General features: G+C 45.6%; 25 protein-coding genes and 1 pseudogene. 23 read left to right on the forward strand and 3 right to left on the reverse strand.

Translation table 11 applies throughout. From position 1 onward, the window contains the following. Positions 1–11: 11 nt before the first annotated feature. The 22 genes and pseudogenes from ADU24_RS00535 to nikR all read left to right on the forward strand — a co-directional run bounded on the left by ADU24_RS00535 (position 12) and on the right by nikR (position 21,978). Positions 12–1,172 (forward strand): WD40/YVTN/BNR-like repeat-containing protein, encoded by a 1,161-nt coding sequence (locus ADU24_RS00535; protein ID WP_156324479.1) that lies wholly within the window; start codon positions 12–14, stop codon positions 1,170–1,172. Between the two features lie 184 nt (positions 1,173–1,356). Continuing rightward, complete coding sequence (locus tag ADU24_RS23470; protein ID WP_231689540.1) at positions 1,357–1,776, forward strand: class I SAM-dependent methyltransferase; 420 nt, start codon at positions 1,357–1,359, stop codon at positions 1,774–1,776. Between the two features lie 585 nt (positions 1,777–2,361). After that, on the forward strand, positions 2,362–2,958 hold the full coding sequence (locus ADU24_RS00545; RefSeq protein WP_053368710.1) for a GNAT family N-acetyltransferase: 597 nt from the start codon (positions 2,362–2,364) through the stop codon (positions 2,956–2,958). A gap of 159 nt (positions 2,959–3,117) precedes the next feature. Next, positions 3,118–3,915, forward strand: a complete 798-nt coding sequence (gene modA / locus ADU24_RS00550; protein WP_053364821.1) for a molybdate ABC transporter substrate-binding protein — start codon at positions 3,118–3,120, stop codon at positions 3,913–3,915. A gap of 174 nt (positions 3,916–4,089) precedes the next feature. Beyond that, positions 4,090–4,767 carry a response regulator transcription factor gene (locus ADU24_RS00555; RefSeq protein ID WP_053364822.1) on the forward strand — a complete coding sequence of 226 codons (678 nt, stop codon included), beginning with the start codon at positions 4,090–4,092 and terminating at the stop codon, positions 4,765–4,767. Further along, positions 4,764–6,137 (forward strand): sensor histidine kinase, encoded by a 1,374-nt coding sequence (locus ADU24_RS00560; RefSeq protein ID WP_053364823.1) that lies wholly within the window; start codon positions 4,764–4,766, stop codon positions 6,135–6,137. The genes ADU24_RS00555 and ADU24_RS00560 overlap by 4 nt, the downstream gene beginning before the upstream one ends. Positions 6,138–6,213: 76 nt before the next feature. Next, entirely contained in the window at positions 6,214–6,612 is a 399-nt protein-coding gene (locus ADU24_RS00565) for a hypothetical protein (RefSeq protein ID WP_053364824.1), read from the forward strand. Between the two features lie 4 nt (positions 6,613–6,616). Next, the gene (locus ADU24_RS00570; RefSeq protein ID WP_053368711.1) at positions 6,617–8,734 is read left to right on the forward strand and encodes an MMPL family transporter; all 2,118 of its coding nucleotides are present in this window, start codon (positions 6,617–6,619) and stop codon (positions 8,732–8,734) included. A 662-nt stretch (positions 8,735–9,396) separates the two neighbouring features. Beyond that, positions 9,397–9,699 carry an urease subunit gamma gene (ureA, locus tag ADU24_RS00575; protein WP_053364825.1) on the forward strand — a complete coding sequence of 101 codons (303 nt, stop codon included), beginning with the start codon at positions 9,397–9,399 and terminating at the stop codon, positions 9,697–9,699. A 76-nt stretch (positions 9,700–9,775) separates the two neighbouring features. After that, positions 9,776–10,135 (forward strand): urease subunit beta, encoded by a 360-nt coding sequence (locus tag ADU24_RS00580; protein WP_053368712.1) that lies wholly within the window; start codon positions 9,776–9,778, stop codon positions 10,133–10,135. A gap of 7 nt (positions 10,136–10,142) precedes the next feature. Beyond that, a complete protein-coding gene (gene ureC / locus ADU24_RS00585; protein ID WP_053364826.1) occupies positions 10,143–11,855 on the forward strand; it encodes an urease subunit alpha in 1,713 nt (570 codons plus the stop codon). A gap of 75 nt (positions 11,856–11,930) precedes the next feature. Then, positions 11,931–12,374, forward strand: coding sequence for an urease accessory protein UreE (locus ADU24_RS00590; RefSeq protein WP_053364827.1), 444 nt, complete (start codon positions 11,931–11,933; stop codon positions 12,372–12,374). Then, entirely contained in the window at positions 12,316–13,056 is a 741-nt protein-coding gene (locus tag ADU24_RS00595) for an urease accessory protein UreF (RefSeq protein ID WP_231689541.1), read from the forward strand. The genes ADU24_RS00590 and ADU24_RS00595 overlap by 59 nt, the downstream gene beginning before the upstream one ends. Before the next feature lie 411 nt (positions 13,057–13,467). Next, the gene (gene ureG, locus ADU24_RS00600; RefSeq protein WP_053364828.1) at positions 13,468–14,100 is read left to right on the forward strand and encodes an urease accessory protein UreG; all 633 of its coding nucleotides are present in this window, start codon (positions 13,468–13,470) and stop codon (positions 14,098–14,100) included. 28 nt (positions 14,101–14,128) lie between these two features. Continuing rightward, on the forward strand, positions 14,129–14,902 hold the full coding sequence (locus ADU24_RS00605) for an urease accessory protein UreD (RefSeq protein ID WP_197277455.1): 774 nt from the start codon (positions 14,129–14,131) through the stop codon (positions 14,900–14,902). Positions 14,903–14,987: 85 nt separating this feature from the next. Further along, complete coding sequence (locus ADU24_RS00610) at positions 14,988–16,037, forward strand: DMT family transporter (RefSeq protein WP_053364830.1); 1,050 nt, start codon at positions 14,988–14,990, stop codon at positions 16,035–16,037. Between the two features lie 435 nt (positions 16,038–16,472). Beyond that, positions 16,473–17,441, forward strand: coding sequence for an ABC transporter permease (locus ADU24_RS00615; RefSeq protein WP_053364831.1), 969 nt, complete (start codon positions 16,473–16,475; stop codon positions 17,439–17,441). After that, positions 17,438–18,271, forward strand: a complete 834-nt coding sequence (locus ADU24_RS00620; protein WP_053364832.1) for an ABC transporter permease — start codon at positions 17,438–17,440, stop codon at positions 18,269–18,271. The genes ADU24_RS00615 and ADU24_RS00620 overlap by 4 nt, the downstream gene beginning before the upstream one ends. Next, positions 18,265–18,984 (forward strand): annotated as a pseudogene (locus ADU24_RS23720) (ABC transporter ATP-binding protein); the annotation flags it as partial. The gene ADU24_RS00620 and the pseudogene ADU24_RS23720, both read left to right, overlap by 7 nt. Before the next feature lie 129 nt (positions 18,985–19,113). Then, on the forward strand, positions 19,114–19,854 hold the full coding sequence (locus ADU24_RS23725) for an ABC transporter ATP-binding protein (protein ID WP_442853748.1): 741 nt from the start codon (positions 19,114–19,116) through the stop codon (positions 19,852–19,854). Positions 19,855–19,879: 25 nt separating this feature from the next. After that, the gene (locus ADU24_RS00630) at positions 19,880–21,481 is read left to right on the forward strand and encodes an ABC transporter substrate-binding protein (RefSeq protein ID WP_053364834.1); all 1,602 of its coding nucleotides are present in this window, start codon (positions 19,880–19,882) and stop codon (positions 21,479–21,481) included. A gap of 77 nt (positions 21,482–21,558) precedes the next feature. Next, positions 21,559–21,978, forward strand: coding sequence for a nickel-responsive transcriptional regulator NikR (gene nikR, locus ADU24_RS00635; RefSeq protein ID WP_053364835.1), 420 nt, complete (start codon positions 21,559–21,561; stop codon positions 21,976–21,978). Between the two features lie 195 nt (positions 21,979–22,173). On the opposite strand, the gene ADU24_RS00640 is transcribed toward nikR, so the two are convergent. Next, entirely contained in the window at positions 22,174–22,635 is a 462-nt protein-coding gene (locus ADU24_RS00640; protein ID WP_053364836.1) for a DinB family protein, read from the reverse strand. A gap of 511 nt (positions 22,636–23,146) precedes the next feature. On the opposite strand from ADU24_RS00640, the gene ADU24_RS00645 reads away from it, so the two are divergent. Then, a complete protein-coding gene (locus ADU24_RS00645) occupies positions 23,147–24,187 on the forward strand; it encodes a GGDEF domain-containing protein (protein WP_053364837.1) in 1,041 nt (346 codons plus the stop codon). A gap of 95 nt (positions 24,188–24,282) precedes the next feature. On the opposite strand, the gene ADU24_RS00650 is transcribed toward ADU24_RS00645, so the two are convergent. Both ADU24_RS00650 and ADU24_RS00655 read right to left on the reverse strand, forming a co-directional pair. Then, positions 24,283–25,569 carry an MFS transporter gene (locus ADU24_RS00650; protein ID WP_053364838.1) on the reverse strand — a complete coding sequence of 429 codons (1,287 nt, stop codon included), beginning with the start codon at positions 25,567–25,569 and terminating at the stop codon, positions 24,283–24,285. A gap of 2 nt (positions 25,570–25,571) precedes the next feature. Further along, positions 25,572–26,036 carry a winged helix-turn-helix domain-containing protein gene (locus ADU24_RS00655; RefSeq protein ID WP_053364839.1) on the reverse strand — a complete coding sequence of 155 codons (465 nt, stop codon included), beginning with the start codon at positions 26,034–26,036 and terminating at the stop codon, positions 25,572–25,574. Positions 26,037–26,146 lie beyond the last annotated feature (110 nt).

Consider the following 26,146-nt stretch of genomic DNA (forward strand, 5'->3'; position numbering starts at 1 on the left):
GGGGGAAAAAATTGAATCGAAGAGGAACTTTAGCTGCTGTTTTCATACTGTGTTGTGCATTATTGATTGCTGCCTGCAATTCTACAGGACAGAATGCCAAACCTGCTCCAGAAAAAGAAAGGGGGAGCCAGCATCTCCCTTATGTGATGAACCTACATATGATTGATGGAAACAAAGGGTGGATGCTGGCTTTGAAGGATACGAGCAGAAGATTATTAAAAACTGAGGACGGAGGCAGGAACTGGCGGGATGTGACCCCCAAAGGAGATATAACTATCCCCATGTACATTTTGGATGAAGATCATGTTTGGCTGACCAAAAAGGAGTTTGGAGATAAACAGATTGTTTTTACAGCGGACGGAGGGGATACCTGGACGAAAAGCGAGCCGTTTGCCTCGGACAGCCAAATGATTGGGCTTCATTTTTTAAATGAAGAGATTGGCTGGATGACGAATTATGTAAGGGAAATAGGGGCAGGTGGGAGTCAACTTGAGCTTGTGAAAACCGAAGACGGCGGCCAGAACTGGGTTGCTATATCAGGAGGCAAAACAAAAAAGCAAATCCCGTCTGAAGGGTACAAATCAAAGGCGGTCTTTTCATCTAATAGTGGCGGCTGGATACCGCTTGCCGCGAGCGGCTATCCGTGGATTTATCGTTCAATAAATGGAGGAGCGGACTGGGATTCCTATTCCCTCCCTGTTACAGAGCAAATGCCAAAGGACCATTTTTTTGATGTGCAAACCCCCATGTTCTTTAGTGATACTGCCGGGCTTATTCCTGTTTATTTTCGGACGGACGGTCTGGAAGTGTATGTGTATTCAACGGAGGATGGAGGCGAGACATGGGGCTTAACCAAAGGCCCCGGCATCCCTTTGCAAAACGGCGGTCAATACGAACTGGAAATAGACGCTGTGAATTTAAACAGGATGTGGCTTGTCAGCAACCGGAATGAAATGTATGCATTTAATGATGGGTGGAGGACTCTAGCATCTGTTAAAAACCTGATTCCGGAAAATGAGAGGATCTTGGCTTTTGACTTTATTAACGAAAGCGATGGCTGGATTGCCATTGGGAATGAGGAAGGGGCTTTGTTGTATAAAACAGTCGATGGAGGCATGTCCTGGGCTGAAGTTATCGTGGAGAATAACGGAATGTACGATTTTTCCGATTGACGGCCAGGCGTTATATATGAAAAATGGGCACCTTTACCCTCTTTTAAAAGAGGCCCGGTGCCCACTGCAATTACATGATAGGATTTTGTTTGGCTTTTAGACCTATCACTAGTAGTAAATGCTAACCCCAAGACAGCTTGGGGACTTATCCAGTTCATGTCTTGAAAAAATTGGAGGAAAGTAAATGCTGACTGACCCGACCACCCTTTCGGACTGGCTTCCGCCGCATTCCCTGGAATGGTACAAACAGATTGGAGACCTTGAAGGGAAGTACCACTACCCGTGGAACTCCTCGATAATGCAACCAAATGGAGAGTCTATTTTTGACACGGAAGTTATGGAGATGGTTAAAGGTAAAAAGGTTCTGGATATTGGCTGCGGGGATGGAAGGTTCACAATCCAGTACGGGACGGTTGCAAGGGAGATTGTTGGATTTGATGCAACCGAAAAGTTTGCGGCTGCAGGAAATGAAAAGAAGAGTGCGAATGTCTCCTTTGTGACGGGGAATTCAAAGCATGGATTGCCCATTGAGAGGGGACCATTTGATTGCGCCTATATCCGAAAAGGTCCTACCTCTGCCTATCTTTTTTTAAAGAGGCCGTAAAGGAGGGCGGAAAAGTACTGGGCCTTCACCCTGGAGACGGACTTGGGAAGGAGCTGCCCCTTCTATTCCCAGCATTTTTTGAAAAGAAAGAAGGCGCTCCGATATTAGATCAGATTCGGCGACGTCTTGAGAGAGGAAACTTCACCTCTGCTGAGCTTGAGCATATTGAGAGCACGGAGTATTTACACTCTCCCGAAGATGTAATTAATTTGCGCTGTCATGGCCAAAAGCCGAATGTCCATAAAAGGATAGTGGAAGATAACATGGCGGAAGTTACAAAAATTTTTGAACAAAATACCACTACGGCGGGGCTACCGATCACATTCTCTCGTTATATTGTCCGGATAACTGTATAAGGGAGTTTAATATTGGGAGGATAGCCATACAATGAGCTTATAAGGAGGGGATTGCCGTGAAAACTGAAAATTATATATCCGTACTTCGAATTGCTTTGGTTCATACCCCTCAAAATAGGAAAAATTAATTGTAAGAGATTGTGTATACTAAGGCCTTCGTGATCGGATGAAGGTCTTTATTTATGGAGTTTTTTATTTTTATAACAAAAAATACTGGGAGGCGGATAGATTGGAAATCAGGCCGTATCGTTCAGGCGATGAGACAGGCTGGGTACGCTGCAGGGTGCTGTCGTTTTTGGACACCGCTTATTATGACAATGTTTTAAGAGAAAAAGAAATATATGAAAATCCTGCAATTGAACTTGTTGCAATTAAAAATGGCCAGGTGATCGGCTTAATCGATGTTGAATATGAGAATGAGGAAAGCAAGGTGTGTTCGAGAGGCACTGGTTTGGGCGGCATGATTTGGCATATTGCTAGCCACCCGGATTTTCGGAGACAGGGCATCGGAAGGCAATTATTGTTTGAAGCGGAAAAGGCGGCCAGGGGGAAAGGCCTGAACCGCCTTGAGGCATGGACAAGGGATGACGATTGGGTAAGAGAGTGGTATGTGAAAAATGGATTTAAAAAGGTGGATTCGTACCTTCAGGTGTATTTGGAAGGAAAAGAGGAAATCAGGGAGGCTGTAAGCAGCAGCCTTTCGGGGTTTCATCTAGTTCAGGCTTTCGGGCATTATGTAGGAGAAAAGAAAGAGAGTATACAGGGGCGCTTTAATAGAGTTCACGAGTGTGTGTGCTTTGAGAAAAAGCTGGATGAAGGGGAATAATATATTTACAAAAAACACATGTATCACGGGCGTTTTTTCAATTATGAAACCTTTATGAAATGAACTTGCTATCTCAGAAACCAATCCGGCCGTAGTGTATAATGAAAAGTACGATAAATGGGAACTTCAATCAATATGAATCTTTTGATTGACGGATAAATGGTTTCATCCCGGGAAGGAAGAGCGCCTGTGAGAAATTTATTTAGTTTGATTGCGTTGTTGCTTTTTATCATGGCGGCTTCGGGCTGCGCGGAAAAAGATAAGCCGAGAGAAAAACAAATCGAGCTGACCGTCTCGGCGGCCGCGAGCCTGCAGGACGCCTTAAATGAAATAGCGGCCAATTTTGAAAAGGAACATTCCACTATAAAAATCAACTATAACTTTGGCGCTTCGGGTGCCCTGCAGCAGCAAATATCCCAGGGAGCACCAGTTGACATCTTTTTCTCGGCAGCCGTGGATAAATTGGACAAGCTCGAGGAAGAGGGGCTGATTGAAAAAAGGACAAATCTTGTAGGCAACGAGCTTGTCCTCATCATCCCGAAAAACGCGCAGAATACTATCCGTACATTTGAAGATTTGGATAAAGCGGATAAACTGTCGGTTGGAACTCCGGAATCTGTCCCCGCGGGAAAATATGCGCGGGAAACCCTTGAGCATCTAGGAGTCTGGAAGGCGGTTGAGGGAAAGATTGTCTACGCCAAGGACGTACGCCAAGTGCTTACCTATGTGGAAACGGGCAATGTGGATGCGGGTCTAGTGTATAAAACCGATGCGATCGCTTCTAAAAAAGTGGAGATTGCCGATAGTGCGGGAGAGGAAACCCACGGCCCGATTATTTACCCTCTTGGCATTATCAAAGACACCCGCCATTTAAAAGAAGCAACAGAATTTTACGAATACCTGACTGGAAGTGAGTCGGTCAGGATATTGGAGAAATACGGATTTCAAGGATTGTAAACGTCATCGCTCTGAACGCTGAGCTGCAAAATAACCTCCAGCTGAAACAGCCTGTGAGGTTGTTTTTATGGCAAGAGAACCAAATACTACTGATTGCATGATGCGGCCCCTTTAGGTGCCAGGCACCGTTTCCGCTATAATGGAGAAAAATGCTACGTGAATGGGGCGTACACGATGAGAAAGATACTGGTTGTTGATGACGATAAGCATATTGTCGATTTGGTCGGAATCCATGTAACCCAGGCGGGCTATCAGGTGGTAAAGGCGAGAAACGGGGGCCAGGCACTGGAAATCCTTGAGGCGGATCTGCCCGACTTGGCGATTGTGGACGTCATGATGCCGGGGATGGATGGTTTCGAGTTGACGAAAAGAATTCGGGAAAACTGGGATCTGCCTGTGCTCTTGTTAACCTCAAAGGGTGAGCTTGAAGATAAGGAGCAGGGCTTCCGGGCAGGCTCCGATGATTATATGGTGAAACCGTTTGAGCCGAAGGAATTGCTGTTCCGGATTGCCGCGATTTTGCGTCGCTACGACAAGCCGGCAGATTCCATCCTGCAGGTAGGCTCCTTAACAATCAATCTTAAAAGCTTTGAAGTGACAGCGGGTAAGAGTACATTGATTATGCCTTTAAAGGAATTCGACCTTCTGACATTGCTTGCCTCCAAGCCGGGCCAGGTCTTCCAGCGCGCGACGATTATGGAGAAGATATGGGGGTACGATTATGAGGGGGACGAGCAGACGCTGAACACGCACATTAAGCGAATTCGCGAGCGGATTGCAAAGATTGCCGGCGATGTTGAAATTGTAACGGTACGAGGGGTAGGCTACAGGCTTGAGGTGCATGGTTCATGAAATCCTTATATGGGAAATTTCTGCTAATGACCTTATTGATTATGGTTTTCAGCTCGATTGTCGGATTCCTCGTGACAAATACGTATTACCACCGGGTCATGAAGGAACGGAATGATGCCAAAAACGTTCAGATTGCCGAAACAATTGTCGGCCATATTAAGGATTCCCCGGAGATGGATTTAACAAATTACCTGGGGACGGTCGGCGATATTGGCTATCAGCTTTATGTCGTCGACGAAACCGGCTGGGAGTCCTTTTATGGAGGCGAATACCGGGCCAAAAACCTGTCCCCCTCATCTGTTGAACAAGTGCTGGGAGGGAACGTCTATCACGGCATGCGCAATTTTCCGCGAGAAACGTTCATGACAGGCTTTTTCGCGAATGAATTGTCGAATACAATCGGCGTGCCCTTCACGTTTGAAAACAAGCGTTATGCCCTGTTCATGAGGCCGGATATTAAACTTTTGTTCAGCGAAGTCCATACGATACTCGGAGGCCTCATTATCGTCACTGCCATCCTTAGCCTCCTGGCAATGCTTCTTGTCGCCAAGATGCTCATTGTTCCGATAACGCAACTCACCGCGGCAACAAAGCGGATTGCCAATGAAAAATACGATACGCAACTGAGCATTGAACGAAGGGATGAAATTGGCCAGCTTGCGGCCAGTTTTAACAAAATGGTTGGCCAGTTGCAGGAAAATGATAAAATACGGAAGGAATTCATCAGCAATGTGTCCCATGATTTTCAATCCCCATTGCAGAATATTAAAGGCTATACCGGTCTCCTTAAATCTTCTGGCCTTACGGATGAGGAGCGGGCGAATTATACAGAAATCATTGAATCCGAAACGAACCGATTGTCCAAGCTGACCCGCCAGCTCCTATTGCTGACATCCCTCGACCAATCGTCCAGGCTTGTAAAATTCAATGAATTTCGCCTTGATGAGCAATTAAAGGCCTGTATAAACAAATATCGCTGGTGGCTGGATGAGGAAAATCTGGACCTGTCCATGACAATGGAGCCGCTTGTATACCGAGGGGATGAATCACTGCTTGAGAATGTATGGGACAACCTTCTATCCAATGCGATTAAGTACAATAAACCAAATGGGGAAATCGCTATCGGGCTCACACGGAAAGGCGAAGATATCCAGGTTACGGTGAAGGATACGGGGATTGGCGTAACGGAAGCCGAACGGGAAAAGCTGTTTGATCGTTTTTACCGGGCTGATGCATCACGGTCAGAGGAAGGGACAGGGCTGGGCTTAGCAATCGTAAAACAAATCATCGAGCTGCATAAAGGGGAAATCCACGTTGCAAGCTCTTCTGATGAAGGCACCACATTTACAATCAAGCTTCCGAATTTGTAACTCTAAGTTCATATAAAGTTCATGTTGACCAGTTACTATTATCACCGTAGAAACAAAATCTATGGAGGTTGACATGATGGAAGCAAAATGGAGTATACGTTTCATTCGGCTCGCGGCTATTTTTGGCCTGATCGGGGCGATAATGGGGTCACATATGGCGGGCTCGGGCAGCTACCAGCTTCGCCCAATCCACGCCCATATATTGGTGGTGGGCTGGCTTTCTGTTTTTGCCTGGGGAATTTTTTACCGTGTCTATAAAATTAAATCTTCAAAATTGGTATCCCTTCATGGCTGGACGGCGGCGATTGGTTCGATTGGACTAACTGTGGGGATGTGGCTGAATGCGCTCAGGCCTTTCGATGTAAACGAGACGGCAGCGGTCATCTTTTATATTGCTGGCGGAGTAACTTTATTGATTAGCTTTGCCGTATTCATCATCACCACATTTATGATCGATACAAAAGAAGGCTATTAACTTGATGAAACTCTTTAGTGAGAAAAAAAGATGGTTCATCATTCTGTTCTGCTGGCTCATTGCAGCGGGGGTACTAGCAGGAATTGCCCCGGCAGCAAAAGAGCAGACCTCGCCAAGTAAAAACTTTGGCTTGCCCGAATCAGCTGAGTCGGTCAAGGCCGAAAAGGCTTTAAAGGAATATTTCCCCGCGTCCGAAGGGATTCCGTTGTTTATAGTAGTCTACGATATTAACGGCTTAAAGGAAAACCACGTTGAACAGGCAATTGCCAATATTGAGAAGGCCGTTAAAGACGCTCAGGAAGATCTCGTGGTTGTCCCATTATCCCTGATGCCCAAGCAGGCACGGGCATCCTTCTTTTCCAAAGACCAGACAACATTCTTCATTCCAGTATTGTTGCCTGTCGGAATGGAGAACAAACAAATCAAGGCGACGATGGATGGGCTGAAAAAAGAGGCCGCAAAGGACATGCCGTCCAATCTAAGAACATACTTCACCGGTCCGGCGGGAATCATGGCCGATACGTATGAAATGTTTTCGAAGGCGGACGTTGTTTTGATATTGGCCACCGTAGGCCTGATTTTTATTATCCTGATTTTGATTTACCGTTCGCCGTTGTTGGCGCTAATCCCGTTGATTGGAGCGGGAATATCCTATTCAGTCGTTGACCGGCTGCTCGGGCTGATGGGCAAATATGGCTCGTTCCCAATTGATAGCCAGTCTCTGTCCATCATGATGATCCTGCTGTTTGCGGTGATTACCGACTACTCGCTTCTATTGTTTGCCCGTTTCCGCGAAGAACTTGAAAAAGGGCTGCCAGTGAACGAGGCGATGAAAATTGCAACGAACATGGTGAAAGAGCCGATTGTATTCAGCGGCGGTACCGTATTCCTGAGCATGCTGACATTGTTCTTTGCAGTTTATGAAGCGTATCGGGGATTCGCACCGGTCTTTGCCGTCGCGGTCGCCATGATGCTGCTTGCCGGATTAACCTTGATGCCGGCGCTGTTCGCGATTGCGGGAGAAAAGTCATTCTGGCCGTCAAATCCGCGCAAGCGTGCAGTGAAATTGGCAAGGAAGAGAAATTTTTGGCATAAGCTTGGCAGGTTTGTAACGGATAAACCATGGTTATCGCTCATACCGATCGTAATCATTCTTATCTTTTTTGCATTCATGCTTAGGCATGTCAATTACTCATTCAATCTTTTGGATTCGTTCCCAAAGGACATGTCATCCGTCCAGGGGTACAATAGGCTTAATGAAGCCTTCTCGGCAGGGGAAATTGCGCCGACTACAGTAATTGTTCAGGCAAAAAAAGACTTGTCGCCTGAGCAGGTTCAAGACCTTGCCACAAAGCTTGGAAGCCTGGATAGTGTCTCCAAAGCTGAGATACAGGGCCATCCATTCGCGGAAAACCATGAGAATGTGGCCAAAATCAATATGGTGCTGAAAGACAATCCCTATTCAGAAAAAGCATTTGACGTGATAGAAAAGCTTCGCAATAAATCTCCAAAACTCCTAAAGGAAAGTAAGATTGCAGATGCGAAGCTGTTGTTTGCCGGGGAAACGGCGCAAAATACAGATATTCGGAATGCAAGCCATGGCGATGAAGTGCGGATACTCATTTTGATGACTGTATTGATTATGGCCATGCTCGGCATCCAAACCCGCTCGCTGCTTGCCCCGGTCTATATGATGGCAACCATTCTGCTTTCCTTTGGCGCCGCGCTGGGATTCAGTGTATTCATTTTTCAGGACATGCTTGGTTTTACAGGCATTAGTTATCGGATACCGTTGTATACGTTTGTTTTCCTTGTGGCGCTCGGGGTTGACTACTCGATCATGCTCATTTCCCGTATCCGGGAAGAGAAAAAGCATTTGCCCATTAAGGAGGCGGTCATGGAGGGAGTTGGCAAAACAGGCGGTGTCATTTCATCCGCGGGGCTCATCCTTGCTGCTACATTCGCGGTACTCATCACCCAGCCGGTCCTGGAACTGCGAATCTTTGGCTTCGCTGTTGCAATAGGGGTGCTCTTTGATACGTTCATTGTCCGCCCGATAGCGATTCCGGCACTAATCGCCATTCTTGGAAAATACAGTTTCTGGCCTAAAAAAGTAATTTAATAGTAAAAGGCATCGGATAATCCGATGCCTTTTACTATTACCTATTGGGTTGTGCCTGCAGGTGAAGTGAATCTCACGAAAATGTATACCATCTTTTTAATTTGGTTTTGAGAACAAGCGCTTGGTTTCCACCCAATTATTAGTACTTTTTTACTATAACATACAAAATTTATAAAATATTTACAAACTAACCTACCAGAAAATTCCTCAAATAACCTCTTGACAAGTTAAATACGTTTAAATCTAAACTATATAAATTGACAAGTTTGTGAACTTTTTCAGAAAGTTTACCTCAAGGCATTTTCCTTTCCAAAATTACTTAATGGGTACTCCTTTCGTTACGATCGCTGCCATGGAAACCCTTTCCCTCCCGCTTTTCACTAGGAATTGTATACCCTTTCATTCAGCAAAATATGCATAATTATTTAACAATACGTATATAGTGTTAACCCAATTTAGTATTAATTTTCTATAAAAAAGTCATTTTTGGGTCTTTTGAACATTCTGTGAACGTTCCGAAGGGTTTATTGCATGCATAAAAACTTGGGGTGTACAATCGATTACGTTGTACAATCACACTGCATTGTACAGCCGAATTGTAAAATGGTGGTTTTCACCATTCTAGTAAATTATGCAGATTAAGAATAAAGGAGTTGAAGTCATTGCATTTAAATCCAGTAGAGAAGGAAAAGCTGCAAATCTTTCTGGCGAGTGAATTGGCTTTGAAGCGAAAGGCAAGGGGCCTTAAGTTAAATTACCCGGAAGCCGTGGCTATCATTACCAGTTTTATTATGGAAGGGGCACGTGACGGAAAGACGGTGGCTCAGCTGATGGAAGAAGGAAGACACGTGTTGACAAGGGACGATGTGATGGAAGGCGTTCCGGAAATGATTGCCGATATTCAGGCAGAAGCAACTTTTCCAGATGGGACAAAACTCGTAACCGTTCACAACCCTATTTCTTAAAGATTGGCCAAAATGTAAACGCGCATGGAAAAGGAGGATAGCAGAAATGAGTAATCAAGCTGTTAAAAATGACTATATCGTGCCAGGTGAATACCGACTGGCGGAAGATGCCATTGAAATTAATGCTGGCCGCAAGAAAACAACGATTCGTGTTTCGAATACCGGAGATCGTCCGATTCAGGTAGGGTCGCACATTCACTTTTTCGAAGTGAACCGTGAGCTCTCATTTGACCGCAAGGAAACAATCGGCAAGAGGCTGAATATTCCTGCCGGCACGGCGGTTCGATTTGAACCAGGCGAAGAGATGGAAGTTGAATTAACGGAACTCGGCGGCAACCGTTGTGTTTACGGGATTGCGGATTTAACAAACGGTTCCGTTGACATGAAGGAAGAGAGTTTAAGGAAAGCAAAGGAATTAGGTTATAAAGGAGTGTGAGTGACAGATGAAATACAATAGACAGCAGTACGCGGACAATTATGGTCCAACTGTTGGGGATAAGGTTCGCCTCGCTGATACGGACCTATGGGTAGAAGTAGAGAAGGATTACACTACCTATGGAGAAGAAGTGAAGTTCGGCGGCGGTAAAGTATTGCGTGAAGGTATGGGGCAAAACGGCACATACACACGTGATGAAAATGTCCTCGACCTTCTCATTACCAATGCGCTTATTCTTGATTACACTGGGATTTACAAGGCGGATATCGGTGTAAAAGACGGTTATATTGTCGGTATCGGCAAAGGTGGCAATCCGGACATTATGGACGGTGTTACCCCGAATATGATCGCCGGCGCGGCTACGGAAACGATTGCTGGCGAAGGCAAAATTGTTACAGCCGGAGCGATTGATACACATGTGCACTTTATTAATCCGGATCAATTTGCTGTGGCGCTGGCCAATGGGACGACGACCTTGTTCGGCGGTGGAACAGGCCCGGCGGAAGGTTCCAAAGCAACGACGATTACACCGGGACCGTGGAATATCGAAATGATGTTAAAGGCGGCGGAAGACTTTCCGGTAAACGTCGGTATTTTAGGAAAAGGCCACGCTTCATCCCTTGCGCCACTCATGGAGCAAATTGACGCGGGTGCGGTTGGTTTGAAAATCCATGAAGACTGGGGAGCGACTCCAACGTCGATTGACCGCAGCTTGAGAGCAGCCGATGAGGCCGACGTGCAAGTTGCCATCCATTCGGACACATTGAATGAAGCTGGATTTCTCGAAGATACGCTCCGTGCCATTGACGGGCGCGTCATTCACTCATTCCACGTAGAAGGTGCGGGCGGCGGACATGCCCCGGATATTATGAAAATGGCCGGGCATCCGAATGTACTGCCTTCCTCAACGAATCCGACGAGGCCTTTTACAGTTAATACAATCGACGAACACCTTGATATGCTCATGGTTTGCCACCATTTGAGCCACAATGTGCCGGAAGATGTTGCGTTTGCTGATTCAAGGATCCGCCCGGAAACGATCGCGGCTGAAGATGTTTTGCATGACATGGGAGTAATCAGCATCATGTCATCCGATGCGCTTGCGATGGGACGAGCTGGGGAGATGGTCCTGAGAACATGGCAAACCGCAGACAAAATGAAAAAGCAACGAGGCGCTTTGCCTGGAGAAAAAATTGGGTCCGATAATATGCGAGCCAAACGGTATGTAGCGAAGTATACGATCAATCCTGCGATTGCACAGGGAATCTCCCATGAAATCGGTTCGATTGAAGTCGGTAAATTTGCTGACCTTGTTCTTTGGGATCCGAAGTTCTTTGGCGTAAAAGCGGAGACGGTTGTCAAAGGCGGCTTCATTGCCTACGCACAGCTTGGTGACCCTGGCGCTTCCATTCCGACTCCACAGCCGGTTATGTTCCGCCAAATGTTTGCTCCGTACGGTGGTGCGAAATACGCGGCCAACATTACGTTCATGTCGCAGAGTTCAATTCAGCTCGGAGTACCGGAAAAGCTCGGTTTGAAACGGCGCATAGGCATGGTTAAAAATTGCCGGAACATTGGCAAGAAGGATATGAAGTGGAATGACGCGACGCCGGATATCGACATTAACCCGGAAACATATGAAGTAAGGGTGGATGGAGAACTTATCACATGTGAACCGTTTGAAAAAGTCGCCATGGCCCAAAGGTATTTCCTGTTCTAAAAGAAAATTCGTTCAGATTCAATGTGAAGGGCCTTCTGTAGGCAGTATGGTAAAAATACGAAGGAGGTTAAGACCTTGGTTATTACGAAAATAGCGGGGAACCTCAACGATTGTAGTTCATTAGACAAAAACATTGACTGGCTTGAGTTGGAATGGGAAGAGTTGAACAAGAGAATTTTCCGCAAACAAACAGTAAACGGTACGGATATTGCCGTTTCGCTTGAAAACAGCGGGACTCTTCGCTTTGGTGACGTATTGTATGAAGATGAAAATACGCTCGTTGCCATTCGGACCAAGTTGGAAAAGGCATTAGTCATCAAACCAAAGACAATGCGGGAAATGGGAAAAGTGGCATTTGAAATCGGAAACCGCCATACCCCATGCATTATTGAAGATAATGAAATTCTCGTCCGGTACGACCATACGCTTGAGAAATTGCTGGATGAAGTGGGGGTTATCTATGAACAATCAGAGAGAAGGTTCAAAGAGCCGTTCAAATATAAGGGCCATCAACACTGATCCGTGGTTCCTGCATCTCCTTCAAATCCATGACTCGGCGTTCCCGACTGGAAGTTTCGCACATTCCTTTGGGATGGAGACGTATATCCAGGAAAACTCCATTCGTAACAAGGAAGATTTGTCGGAGTTTTGCAATATGTATCTCCGCCATAATCTTGCTTCCACGGATGCGATCATTGTTAAGGAAGCATATCACCTTGCCAGAAAACACGACAAACAGGGTCTCATCCGCCTTGAGAACATATGCCACGGCATCAAGCTATCTCCAGAGACCAGGAAGGGAAGCGCGATGATGGGGCGGCAATTTTTACAGGCGGTATACCCGCTAAGCAGTGAAGAATTGCTTATGTTTTGGAGTGAAAAATTAAAAAGCAAGGAAATTAAGGGCCATTTTCCAGTCGTTTACGGCATATATACCGCGCTTTTGGGCGTGGATGTCAAGAAGGCGGTTGAAACATACCTTTATTCATCCATAACAGCGCTCGTTCAAAACGCTGTCCGTGCCGTTCCCCTTGGGCAGATGAGCGGGGTGCAAACGGTATTTTCCCTGTTGCCTGCCATTCAGGAAACAGCAAGGCACGTAATGGGCATGAACTTGGACGATCTTGACAACAATTCAATTGCCCTTGAAATTGCGTCAATGAAGCACGAATTTCTTTATTCACGATTGTTTATTTCATGATTAGGAAGAAAACAAACACGTCTGCCTTTTTCAAGGCACGATTGTTCAAAAAGACCCGGACTTCGTAAAGAATGGTATCCCGAACGGTTCGGCGGGTCATTGGCTGTGGTGAAGGGCTTAAGTTTAACCCTTCACCGTTCAACAAACACGCCTTGTTTTCGAAGCTGCCCCGGAGCTGCTATCCTCCAGGTTCGAGCAACAGGGTGTATAGCCTGCGTGCAGGAAAATCCGCGCGCATATAGGAAAAAAATTCTTTTGCTTGTCCCCACAAGAAAGAGAGAATTGTCCCAATCCAATTATACAGCAATATCCTATAAATTCCAAGTGATGTGCTTTTGTTTTTGTAGTTTTTTGGCATTTCCAGCGGAATTAAAAAGCCTAAATAGAATGATATACGAGGAGATAGTGAAAATGAGAACAATACACCTTGGCATTGGCGGACCAGTCGGTTCCGGTAAAACAACACTTGTCAAAATACTTTCAGAAGCATTGAAAGATCAATACAACCTTGGCGTTATTACAAACGATATTTACACAAGGGAAGACGCCAATTATTTAATCAACGAGAAAGTACTAGAAGCAGACCGCATCATCGGTGTTGAAACGGGAGGCTGTCCACACACGGCGATTCGTGAGGATGCGTCAATGAATTTCGAAGCGATCGATGAATTGAAACAACGTTTTGAGAACCTTGACATCATCTTTGTGGAAAGCGGCGGCGACAATCTATCGGCAACATTCAGCCCTGAATTAGTCGATGCGTTTATTTATGTGATTGATGTTGCACAAGGCGGCGACATTCCGAGAAAAGGTGGTCCGGGCGTTACCCGTTCAGACTTTCTCCTCGTAAATAAAACGGATCTTGCTCCATTCGTTGGCGTAGACCTTGACATCATGAAAAGTGACACGACTAAAGCAAGAGCGGGAAGGCCATTCACGTTTGCGGACATTAAGACGAAAAAAGGTCTCGATGAAGTAGTAGCGTGGATCAAAACTGATTTATTGCTGGAAGTGGTATCCGATGAGCCTGCAAAGTCCAATTAAGCGGCTGAATCATAATGGTTGCTTGTCATTGAAATTTGCAAATCGCGGGGGTAAGACGATCATAGCCGATTGTTACCAGCTTCCCCCGCTTAGGGCTAGCCGGGCCTTGTATTTAAATCATGCCAATCCGTCCGAGGCAACGGTATATATGGTGGAAACATCAGGCGGCCTTGTGGCCGGGGACCAAAATAGCTTTCAAATCGATGTCAAAGAAGGGGCAAATGTCTGTCTTATTCCGCAATCCGCAACAAAAATCTATCCTTCCTATAACGGTATGTGGAGTTCGCAAAACATTGACGTGTCCATTGGTTCAAAAGGAAGCCTGGCATGGAAAACAGAAGCCGCCATTCCATTTGAAAGCGCGAAATTTCGCGGGCAAACTGTCATAAACATGGCTCAGGATGCCACGCTTCTTTGGGGGGAGATTCTCTCTCCTGGCCGTGACAAACGGGGCGAAAAGTTTCACTACAGTGATGTGAAAACGAATTTTCAAGTTTGGATGGAAGAAGAATGCTTGATTTATGACTCCTTGCTATTTTCACCTGACCAAATGAGCCTCGGCCAAATGGGCTTGCTTGAAGATCATCTATATGTCGGATCACTGTGGTTTGTTGCCCCTACGCTGAAGGAGATGGACATCCGGAAATTGAATGAAAAACTTCAGCGGTTCGAACATATGAAAGTGGGCGCCGCGCTGCTTGAGGGGAAAGCCGTGAATATCAGATGGCTTGCCTTGGACTTGGTGTTGTTGAAACGGGAAATGAACAACACATGGGACGAGTTGGCACGCTACATGGCATAAGTTCACTCAAGAAAAATAATCACACAACCTTTTTTTCATGTTTTGAAAATCATCTTTACAATCTATTTTAGTTGGAGTGAAACATATGGTTAATACTAGTGTGAATAATAATGGAGGGTCAAATGCCCGGGCGTATTGGATCCTTATGATCGGTATCCTCTTTCTCGCATTTACTGCCCCTTGGGTAAAACAATCCAATTTCGAACCTGCAACATCTGTTATCCTTCGCTGCGGGCTTGGATTGCTTGCCCTGCTTCCATTCGCCTTAAGGGAAGCAAAAAAAATCGGTTCGCTCAACAAAACCGGAATCACTCTTTCCATTCTCGCTGGTCTGTTCCTGGGAATTGACTTTACAGCTTGGAATTATTCTATCTTCTATGTCGGCTCAGGTATTGCATCAATCCTGCTTAATCTTCAAATCATTATTTTGCCTGCGCTTGCATTCTTATTCGACAGGGAAAGGGTGCCAAAAAGCTACTTTATTGTTGCTCCAATCATGATACTGGGCGTGATCATGTCTGGCGGTGTCTTCGACAGTGCTGCTCCGACGGCAGGCCCGACGACCGTTTATGGGATAAATATCGCCGTGCTTGGGACTATTTGTGGCGCTCTATCCGGATGCTGCTATGGAATTTACCTCTATACTAGCCGTAAAGCGTCCAAGGTAAATGCAGGGCAAATCATTCAGCCAATGGCGTGGGCAACTCTTGCCCAGCTGGTAGCCCCAACAATTTTTATGTTGTTTTTCTCTGACCGCGGCTTCGACTTGACTCATGGGGTTATGGTTAATGGCGCTCTCCCAATGAATCCGGAAACTACTCTCGGAGATCCGATTACTGGAATGAACTGGTTTTGGATGGTTGTTTTAGCTACAGCTGGCCAAGCGATAGCATGGACGTTCGTTCAGTATGGTGCCGTCCGGTTGGATTCTACAATTGTCGCTGGACTCTTGTTGCTAAGCCCTATTTCAACCGTCGCGATCATTGCCATCCTTCTTTTTGGTGAGATACCGTCAGTTATCCAAGTCCTTGGTGTTGTTATTGTCCTTGGAGCGGTTGCGTACCAGAATAATCTGCACAAGGGCCTCTTGAGGAAAGTCAAAGGCGAAAAATCCGAGGTGCGGAAAGCCGCCTAACGAATCCAGTCCTTTCAGATAACCATAGGTAGTTAACACATAAAGAATATGGATAGAGCAGGAGGGGGGAGCTAAACCCCCCGGCTGCTCACACCACTGTATATGAGGAACCCATTGTTATTATTGCTCACAAAATCCCGGGCGCTTTGGATTGCCTGATGCCTTCCCTGATTGTGTCCAATGGTGAGTAAGCGAAAGATGCGGCCTTTGTATCCTTTTTTTATGTTTATTAGTGCCACATTTTAATTACTACGTAACACAGTTGGACGGGCCCAACCATCTTTGCGGTCGGATTTGTCCAACTAGGTTGTGCTAACAAATGTAAAAGGTATCGATTATATTCCACTAGTATTAACGTTCAGGTAGCAGCCGTTTGTGTGGCGGTGTTATTTTTTGAAAAAAATGTGTTATTTCCCGTACCGGTTAGGAGGGCATATGGCCAGGTTTGTTGTTTCAAGAATATGTGAAGCGGTGGTAGCGCTTCTAATCGGAAGTATTCTTTGTTTTGCATTTATTCGAATGCTCCCAGGCACTCCTGCAGCGGCAATGTATGGGGATCAGCTTCAAAAAATGAGCAAGGCTGACCAAGCACGGATTGCCGAAAACTTGGGTTTGAATGATCCGTTGTACACTCAGTATGCCAAATGGTTCACTAATGTTGTCCAAGGGGAATGGGGCAGGTCATACAGTACGGGAGAAGAGGTAAAAGTGATGATTGCCAAAGCGATTGAACCGACTTTGGCACTCATGCTTGCGGCCGCGGCTTTAACACTCGTTCTGTCTTTCTTATTGGGCATTATTACCGGCCTCTGGCGTTACTCATCTTTCGATTATGCTGTCACCGTCTCTTCCTTTGTTTTCATGTCACTTCCTTCTTTTTGGTTTGCCTTAATACTTATGTTGTTTTTCTCGGTCTATCTTGGGGTCCTTCCCACAGCGGGAATGGGCCAAGGTGGCGCAGGCGACTGGCTGAGGCACCTGATCATGCCCGCTCTCGTATTGAGCTTGTCGCATATTGGCTACTATATCCGCTTATTACGCAACAATATCACGGTTACACAGGAGAAGGAGTTTGTATGGGCTCTCAGGGCACGGGGCATTTCAGAGAGAACGATTCTATGGAAACATCTTGTTCCAAATGCCTCGCTTCCCTACTTAGCCTTTGCGGGCATGTCGCTTTCTCTTCTATTCGCTGGATCAGTTGTCGTTGAGACTTTGTTTTCATGGCCGGGCCTTGGGAGACTTTCATTAAAATCGGCGCTTGCACATGATTATCCTGTTTTACTGGCGACAATTTTACTGAGTATGGGCTTCGTTATTATTGGAAGCCTGTTGATTGATCTTATCTGTGCCTGGATTGACCCCAGGATGCGGCGGCATTTAGTGAAGGAGGAAAGCAGATGAGTGCGATAGGCAAGGGGTTTGTAAAGTGTCTTTGTTGTTACCTTATTATCTTGCTGGCTGTGACACTGCTGGCGCCGGTCTTTACGCCTTATGACCCTCTATCCGTAGGGTTAATGAACATTTTGCAGCCCCCGACTGCCGCGCACTTATTTGGGACAGATCAACTTGGCCGTGATGTATTTGCCCGTTTGTTGTATGGGGGACGCGTTTCACTTGCTGTTGGCGGGGCAGCCATGCTGCTGTCCGTTTCGTTCGGTACTGGCTATGGGGTTATTAGCGGGTTTTTGGGTGGAATGGCTGACCGTATCATGATGCGGGTTTTGGATGCATTACTTAGTATTCCGAGCATCCTCCTTATGATTGGGATACAGGTGTTCATTCCGGCAAGCTTTCTCTCGGTAGTTATTGTTATTGGGATGACAAGCTGGATGCCGATTGCACGTTTAATCAGAACGGAGATTCTGTCCTTGAAAGGGGAGATTTTCATCCAGGCTTCAGTTGTAGTTGGAGCTTCGCCAGCCCAACTGCTCATTCGGCACTTGCTGCCCCAATCCTTGCCAACAATTATTGTCATGTCCATTACCGGTGTGAGCCACGCTATTTTATCGGAAGCGACCTTGAGCTTTTTCGGGATTGGTATTCCTCCTCATGAACCATCTTGGGGAAACATGCTGATGGGTGCGCAAAGTTATGTACTGTCCGGTGCCTGGTGGATAGCTTTATTTCCAGGCCTGCTCATAACATTCACTGTTCTGGCGGTTACTTTTCTTGGGGATGTTCTGCAGGACCGCTTTGCCTTGCCGCAATTAAAGAGGAGTGGGAAATGGTGAAGGAACATGTATTGATAGTGGAGAACCTCTCCGTCGGGGCGAAGGCGAATGATGAGGAAAAACAGATTTTGGATCATGTCTCTTTTGTTGTGCCGGATGGAGAAATTGTCGCCATTATTGGTGAAAGCGGTTCTGGAAAAAGCATGACAGCAAAAGCGATGCTGGACTTGCTTCCAAAAGGGATGGCTGTTTCATCAGGAAGCATTTCGTTTTTACAAAAAAGTGTTCTTGAACTGAACAAAAAGCAAAAGCAGCATTATCGCGGAAAACAAGTAGGTTTTGTGTTTCAGGATACGTTTGAAACATTCGACCCGCTGCGGACGATAGGGCAGCATTTTCGGGAGTTGTTCTCGGCCCATACAGCCGTTTCGAAGCGTGAAGCAAATGAACGGGCAATTCGCCTTTTGGACGATATGCAGTTGCCAAAACCGGAGCGTATCTATGAATCGTATCCTTATGAACTTTCAGGTGGGATGAGACAGCGTGTTCAGCTTGCCCTTGCATTGGCACTTGATCCGGTACTGTTAATTGCGGATGAACCGACAACAGCGCTGGATACGCGGATTCAGGCGGATGTCCTCCGTTTGATTAATGAATGGAGCAATCGTACTGGAGGAAGCGTGCTGTTCATCACCCATGATCTTGGCGTGGTGGCAGAGCTGGCCGATTCCGTTATCGTAATGAAGAATGGAAAGATTGTCGAGCGCGCTCCTGTGAAAAAATTATTTGATCAGCCCGCCCATGAACATACAAAGGAATTGCTGGCCCGTTACAGGGAGCTGACACATATACACGGACAACCAAGTACCGCCGCCCGTGATTCGCTCATCACGGTAGAGGAAGTGAGCAAAGCTTATTCCAAAAAGAAATGGTTTCGCCAAAAGTTGATAAAGGCAGTAAACGGTGTAAGTTTTCATATCCAAAAAGGTGAAATTGTCGGGTTAATTGGAGAAAGCGGAAGTGGAAAAAGTACGATTTCCCGCCTGTTGCTGCAATTGGAACGAAACGAAACAGGAAAAATCGGTTGGCATGGCGCACCTCCATTCCGAAAAAGTGTTCAATGGGTCCACCAGGATCCCCTGGCGTCGTTTGATCCCCGGTGGAATGTAGAGAAGATTGTTGGGGAAGGGCTAGATTATTGGGGTGGGAAAAACGGAACCAAGCGGGAGAAAATCAAAGAAGTATTACAAAAAGTCGGACTGGATGAAACGATTCGTTCGGTATACCCTTATGAACTTTCCGGGGGAATGAAACAGCGGGTTGCCATTGCCAGGGCTCTTATTCTCGAACCGGAGCTTCTTATTTTGGACGAGCCGTTTGCTAGTCTGGATATGAGCTCACAGGCAAGAATGCTGTCCCTGTTGCAAGAAATAAATACAAGCGAAGAAACAGCAATCCTTTTTATCTCTCATGATATTCGGGCTGCCATGGCACTTTGCCACCGTATTCTTGTTATGGAAAAAGGCGAAATTGTCGAGGAAGCAAAGGCAAATGAGCTAAGGTCCTCAACGAATTTTTATACGAAGCGTTTGTTATCTTCGATGCTGGCCTTGCATCCGGGCGAACGAGCTCATGAAACATAACAAAACAACAGACAGGAGAAGGGAAATGTCATCTCAAAAAGCTAAGGCAGTACTATCATTGACAGCCGCGACCATTATTCTTGTGTTGAGTGGGTGTGCCGGGGGGAAATCGGCAGATAAAATGGGGGCTCGTCCATCTTCTGCAACAAAACAGCTCGTCTATGGGACAGAGCTGGAAATCGAACGAATTAATCCTATCTTAAACGAAGTGGGCCATAGCGAGATTGATAGCATGATTTTCAGGGGGCTTACTAAGCCGACGGAAAAGAATGAAATGGTTGGGGACCTGGCATCAAATTGGGAGATATCCCCTGATAAGCTGACGTACACATTTACTCTTCGTGAAGATGCGAAATGGGAAGACGGAAAGCCTGTTACAGCCGAAGATGTTAAATTTACGTTGGAAAAAATAATGGACCCTAAGGCAAATACACCGAATGCAGGTGATTTTCGTGAGATTAAAGAAGTAAATGTACTTGATGAAAAGCAAGTACAAATCAAACTGGACAACCCTTTTCCCCCATTACTTGATAAGCTGAAAATCGGCATTGTCCCAAAACATATTTTAAAGGATGAAGATATAAACAAGTCGGAATTCAACCAGCATCCAGTTGGAAACGGGCCATTTAAACTTAAAGAATGGCGAAATGACCATACGATCATTATCGAGCGCAGTGACTCTTATTATGGAAAAAAGCCAAAGCTTGATGAGATCCTTTTTAAACCGGTACCCGACGCTAATACTCGTGTCCTTCAATTAAAGACGGGTGAAATTGACCTTGCTCTCGTGGAACCGAATCAGCTTGCCAGTGTGAAAGAAAATGATAACTTCACCATTAAAACAATCCCAACAGCTGATTACCGGGCAATTATGTACAATTTCCGTAATCCTTTATTCAATGATCCGAAAATTCGCCAAGCTATGAATCTAGCAATTGACCGCGACGCCATCGTCAAAGGCATGCTCGCCAATAAAGGGGAGCATGCATACGGCCCGCTGCAAAAGTCATGGGCAAACACACCACAGGAAATTTCCTATTCCTATCAGCCTGAAAAAGCAAGCCAATTGCTTGTAGAAGCAGGGTGGGTAAAAGGAAGCGACGGTGTACTCGTTAAAAATGGCAGTCGATTGGAGTTTGACCTTGTTTCTCCCGCAAGTGATCCTGTGCGTGTAGCGTTGGCCAATATCGTGGCGGAGCAGCTGAAACCGCTTGGAATAGCAGTTATTCAAAAGCCACTGGACTGGTCAGCGATAAATCTCGAGGAAGCAGATGCTTTTGTAATTGGATGGGGCAGTGAGTTTGATCCTGATGACCACACGTACCGCATTTTCCATAGCAGCCAAATTGGTGACGGCCTTTATAATTTGAATGCTTATCGAAATGCAAAAGTAGACCGGTTACTAACAGATGCACGAATTCATACGGACCAAGGGCAGAGGAAAAAGTATTATGAGCAATTCCAGCGCGAATTGGCCTTGGACCCCGCCTTTAACTTCCTCGTATATTTAGATGCGTTATATGGTGTGGATAAAAGCGTGAGCGGCATTAGCAATCGTACATTAGGCCATCATGGGTTTGGATTATTCTGGAATATAGAAGAATGGGATAAAGTGAAACTTCCGTAACCAGGGCCTTTCTTCCATGAGATATTTAGTAAATGCTGATTGTTAATCTGCGAGAAGCAGGAGAAGGAGGGAAATCGTTGGAAGATTCCTTATTAAAGAGATTTGGCGTTTCAATGGAGGGCTCTCTGCTTCGAAAATTCGATCATTTGGTCATGCAGAAAAGATATACGAATCGATCTGAAGCCGTCCGGGACCTTGTTCGGGATGCACTTGTTCAGCAGTCATGGGAAACGGCAGAGCAAATAGTAGCGGGAAGCATCCTTTTGTTTTACGACCATCACCAGAGAAACCTGCTTGATGAGCTAACAATGATTCAGCATGAAATGCATGATAATATCCTGGCTACTACCCATTTTCATCTCGAAAAATCCAGTTGTCTTGAACTCATCATCGTAAAGGGAAAAGCAAAAGAAATCCAATTGCTAAGCGATAAGATGACGAGTTTAAAAGGTGTGAAGTATGGAAAGTTCACAGTGGCGCCAGTAGAGAAAATGTGACTTTTTTACTGAAGTTATTCAGTGTTTCCGATCACTTGTTTGTGCCCGCAGGAGCCTGCGGCCGATAAAGTGAACCTTCCACCAGTGGGAGGTATTTATCCCCCGCTGGTGGTTAGGTGATCCAATCGAACACTTTAAAGGCAGTCGATTCCCCAGCATTCTTCTTCAATTTCCCTGAATCATGGGGTGGGGGGCTTAGAGTGGGATAAAATTAGCCGATACCGGTTTCTTCCCAATTTCCCTTGCCCAAACGGATAATTGGCCTATATGGTGGACCTCGTGCACGATTATATGGCGCATGACCTCACCCCATGTGAGGTTTACGAGGCGCCCGTCCGGTTCTGTCACCTGGTGCAGGTTGTTTTCCATCCTCAAGTTCCAGAACCCGATGAATTCCTCAATCTCAACTCGGTATTTGGCATCGAGCTCCCTTACTTTTTGAAGCGAGTTAAAATCTTCAAACTTTTCCTGGAAATCAGGCTTGTCCTGAATAATGCGTATCCAGCTCCATTCAACATCAATAATATGCAACAGCGTTTTAAGAATGCCTCCAACCCCGCCCGTCCGAGTTGCAAGAAGCTCCTCCTCGGTTAGGCCTTCGCACCAACGATACCATTCCTCTCTGACCTTCCAGTTATAACGAAACAGTGCTTCCATGAAGTTCATCCTTTTTAGACTCATCTTACATTCTTTTCTAGGTAAAGCCAATTTTTATCAAGTGGGAACTAACCGTAAGTGGATATTATATAAATTAAACTAAAGAATTGCCATGTGGACGGAAGCGGAAGGCACGTAGACTCCTGTGGGATGCAGCGGCAAGGTGGAGACCCCGCAGGAGCAAGAGCGACGAGGAGGCTCCACTATAATTTTTTTATCATAGCTCTGGAATTTCATTTGTTTATATAAAGGTTGAACTTAATAATTACACCCATTCGTTTGGGAAGCTGGTTGATTGGAGCTGCATGTAGACTCCTCGAAAATCAACCACATCATTCACATTTAGAATCCAATTTTTATTTCAACCTATATAGATTAAAATTCCTGTATTTATGGATAAAAATTGGAAATAACCCCTTGTATTTATGGGTCTTTACGCCTACTATTTAATTAATATACATATTCCTTTTTAACAATACGCCAGTAGAACGAGGGGCATGGAGGCAGCTGGATGGATAAACAGTATAAGTCGCTTTATTCATTAAAACGGTCAATCTATTTATGGGTTGTTCCCTGTGTTCTCGTTTCCCTCTTTTTAAATAACTATTTGCAAAATAACGCAAGCGACGAGTATCTGCTTGGTTCCATTATCAATACAGTCTTAATTGGCTGGTTTAGCATCAGCTGGCTCCTGTTATACAGGAATCAGGCAATTCGGTTTATTGAACTATCAAACCTTTTCCTTGTGACGGTGTACCATATTATTACGTTTTATGATGCTGTCTATAACGTCCTTTTGACGCCCCGCCACGATTCACTGGGGGATTTTATCATTTGGATGCCGATTTATATGATGTATATATTTCTAACCTTGAAAAATAAGCAAGGGCTTGTGTTTGCGCTCATTGTTCTTGGAATCACCATCGTGCCTGCAGCCATAAATGCAGGAAGGTTTAATGCGGAGGAAATGGACTCCCTGATTCAGTTTTATCTGGGGAATATTGTTTATATTGTTGCTTTATTTTTTGCCCACCATCTTGTCGGGGTGTATTCACAATTGGCCGTGGCGAGACGGGAAGCGTATACCGATTCATTGACAGGGATTGGCAACCGCTATCAAATTGATGAATGGCTTAATGGCCATATGATAGAATCAGAAAAAAATGAAAATGGTTTTTCAATTATCTTTTTTGACATCGATAATTTTAAAACGATCAATGACCGGTTCGGACACCATGTTGGTGATGTTGTACTTAAGGAGTTTGTTTTCCTGATCAAAGATTCCCTCAAGCCTAACGAATTGTTTGGCAGATGGGGAGGCGAGGAGTTTATTATTATTTTAAAGGATAAGGAAGCATCCGCGGCTAGGTTGGCTGAAAGCCTAAGGACTGGCATTGCCCAGCATGATTTTGCGATAGCGGGCAAGGTAACGTCAAGCTTTGGAATCGCAGCCTACCAAAAAGGGGATACGATTGCTTCGTTATTGGCACGGGCCGACAAAGCGCAATATACGTCCAAAAAAGAAGGGAAGAACCGGGTTACCCTTTCTTAGCCGAGCGGGACCGGATTGTTCGGGCAAAATGATGAGGAAAATCAGTTAATATTAAAAAGCACCTCATCCTTTTGAGGTGCTTTTGCGTATTTCGTTTATGCTCCCGAGTGTGCGGGGACAGCCTTTTCTTCCGTTTTCGGCTCTTCTTCAAGCTGATCTGCGAATGTCCTTTTAAAAACATGATAGGCAACGAGTACGAGGACGCAGCCACCGCTGATCCCCAATAAAAGCCAAGCCGGCACCCTTTCGAATAGGAAACCAAAGAGGATTAGCCCGATAGGCATCATCCCGCCGGCACCCGCTTCGAGCAGGGACATAACACGTCCGCGCAGCTCATCCGGCGTCTTCTTTTGCAGCAGGACGAAAATAGGCATATTAATGACCATGCCAAGGGATGAAGTGATCAGGGCAAGGATGATCATGTATATAAATATGAAACTGTTGGAAACCCCCGCGGCGGCTGGCAGGCTCGGAAGGCCGAATAGAATGAGGATAACCGACATACCCGCGACGCCGCCAAGGATGGCACGGTCCTTCCTTTTTATTTCCGGTCGAACGGTAAGGATTATAGCAAGCAGCAGTGTGCCAACCGAGAAAGCGCCTTCGATGATGCCGAGCTGGTAGGACGGCATTTTCCGGACGACCATAACAATATAAGGGAGTGCGATTGGGGCGGCCGCGAACCAGAAGTTAAGCCCTATCGCGAAGAAAACAATGTTCTTGATGAATGACTCATTTTTAACGTATGTGAACCCCTCTTTTAAATCATGGAAAAAACCGTTGCTTACTTCTTTTTTCTTTTTCTCTGCAAATAGGTGATAGTTAATGAACAGGCTGAATATGGCGGAGATGGTGAACGCTGCGATGTTAATGGCCATGAAGGAATTGACAGGGAAAAAGCCGAACAGTGCTCCCCCAAGGACAGGACCAAGGATATTTGACAAGGATATAGCTGTCTGGTTAAGCGACATCGCCTTCTGAAGATGGTCTGGGCCAACCATGTTATAGATTGTGGAGGTAACCGCTGTTGAGTAAAAAGTATTCAATGAAGTCAGGACCGCGGCTGCCAAATAGAGCAGCCAGATTTCTTTCGTGACGAATGTAAAGAGGGCGAACACGATGCCAAGCCAGGCCGCACATGCGAAATCCGTCACGATGATGATTTTTTTCCGGTCAAAGCGATCGGCAACCGCGCCAGCCAGCGGAGAAAGGACAATCCTGGGTATGCTTCCCATCAGGAGCGTGATTGAGAAGTTTAGGGCAGACCCTGTCTGGCTTAGGATATATAGCCCAATGGAAAAACTGTAAATGGACGAACCAAGCGCAGCAATCATTTTGGCGGGGACAAAGAGAAACAGATTCCTTTTAACGGCGTGTTCCATTATTACACGTCCTCTCCGGTAAGGTCCTTTTTAAATTCCAATGAAAGCGTAAAAGAGGTCCGTCCTTCTTTATGCGCGACGGTTTTCTTAAGCCATTTCTCGAGGAGATTGTCATACTCTTCCTCGAAGTCGGCCAATTCCTCATCTGTGAATTCAAGGCTAATTGCTTTTGTGCGTATTCCTTTTCGCTCGGGGTCATTGGTGTTCAGGTTGAACTGTGTGGCTTTGGAACGGTAATATTTCTCGATAATCCCCTTGTTTTCTCTCGTCTCGACAAGGTCAAGGATTCCCCCTTTATAAAGTTGTTGGACATGGTAATGGATGCTTCCGGCCGTTTTTCCAAGTTCATCGGCAACCTGTTTGGCTGTCATGGCCTCCTCGCACAATAAGTAAATGATTTTTACCCTTAGCGGGGTCGAGATGAGCTTTTGTTGTTCCAAGGTTATTTCCATTATTTTTGGTTCCATGATTCCTAATCTCCCCAATCTAACTTTCTATCTCGATTTAGATTAATTATACGTTCTAAAAAATTAGAACACAAGAATAAAATGGGAATTTTTTTCGACAAGGTTCTTAT

Source organism: Bacillus sp. FJAT-27245 (assembly GCF_001273955.1).
Lineage (GTDB): Bacteria > Bacillota > Bacilli > Bacillales > Cytobacillaceae > Bacillus_D.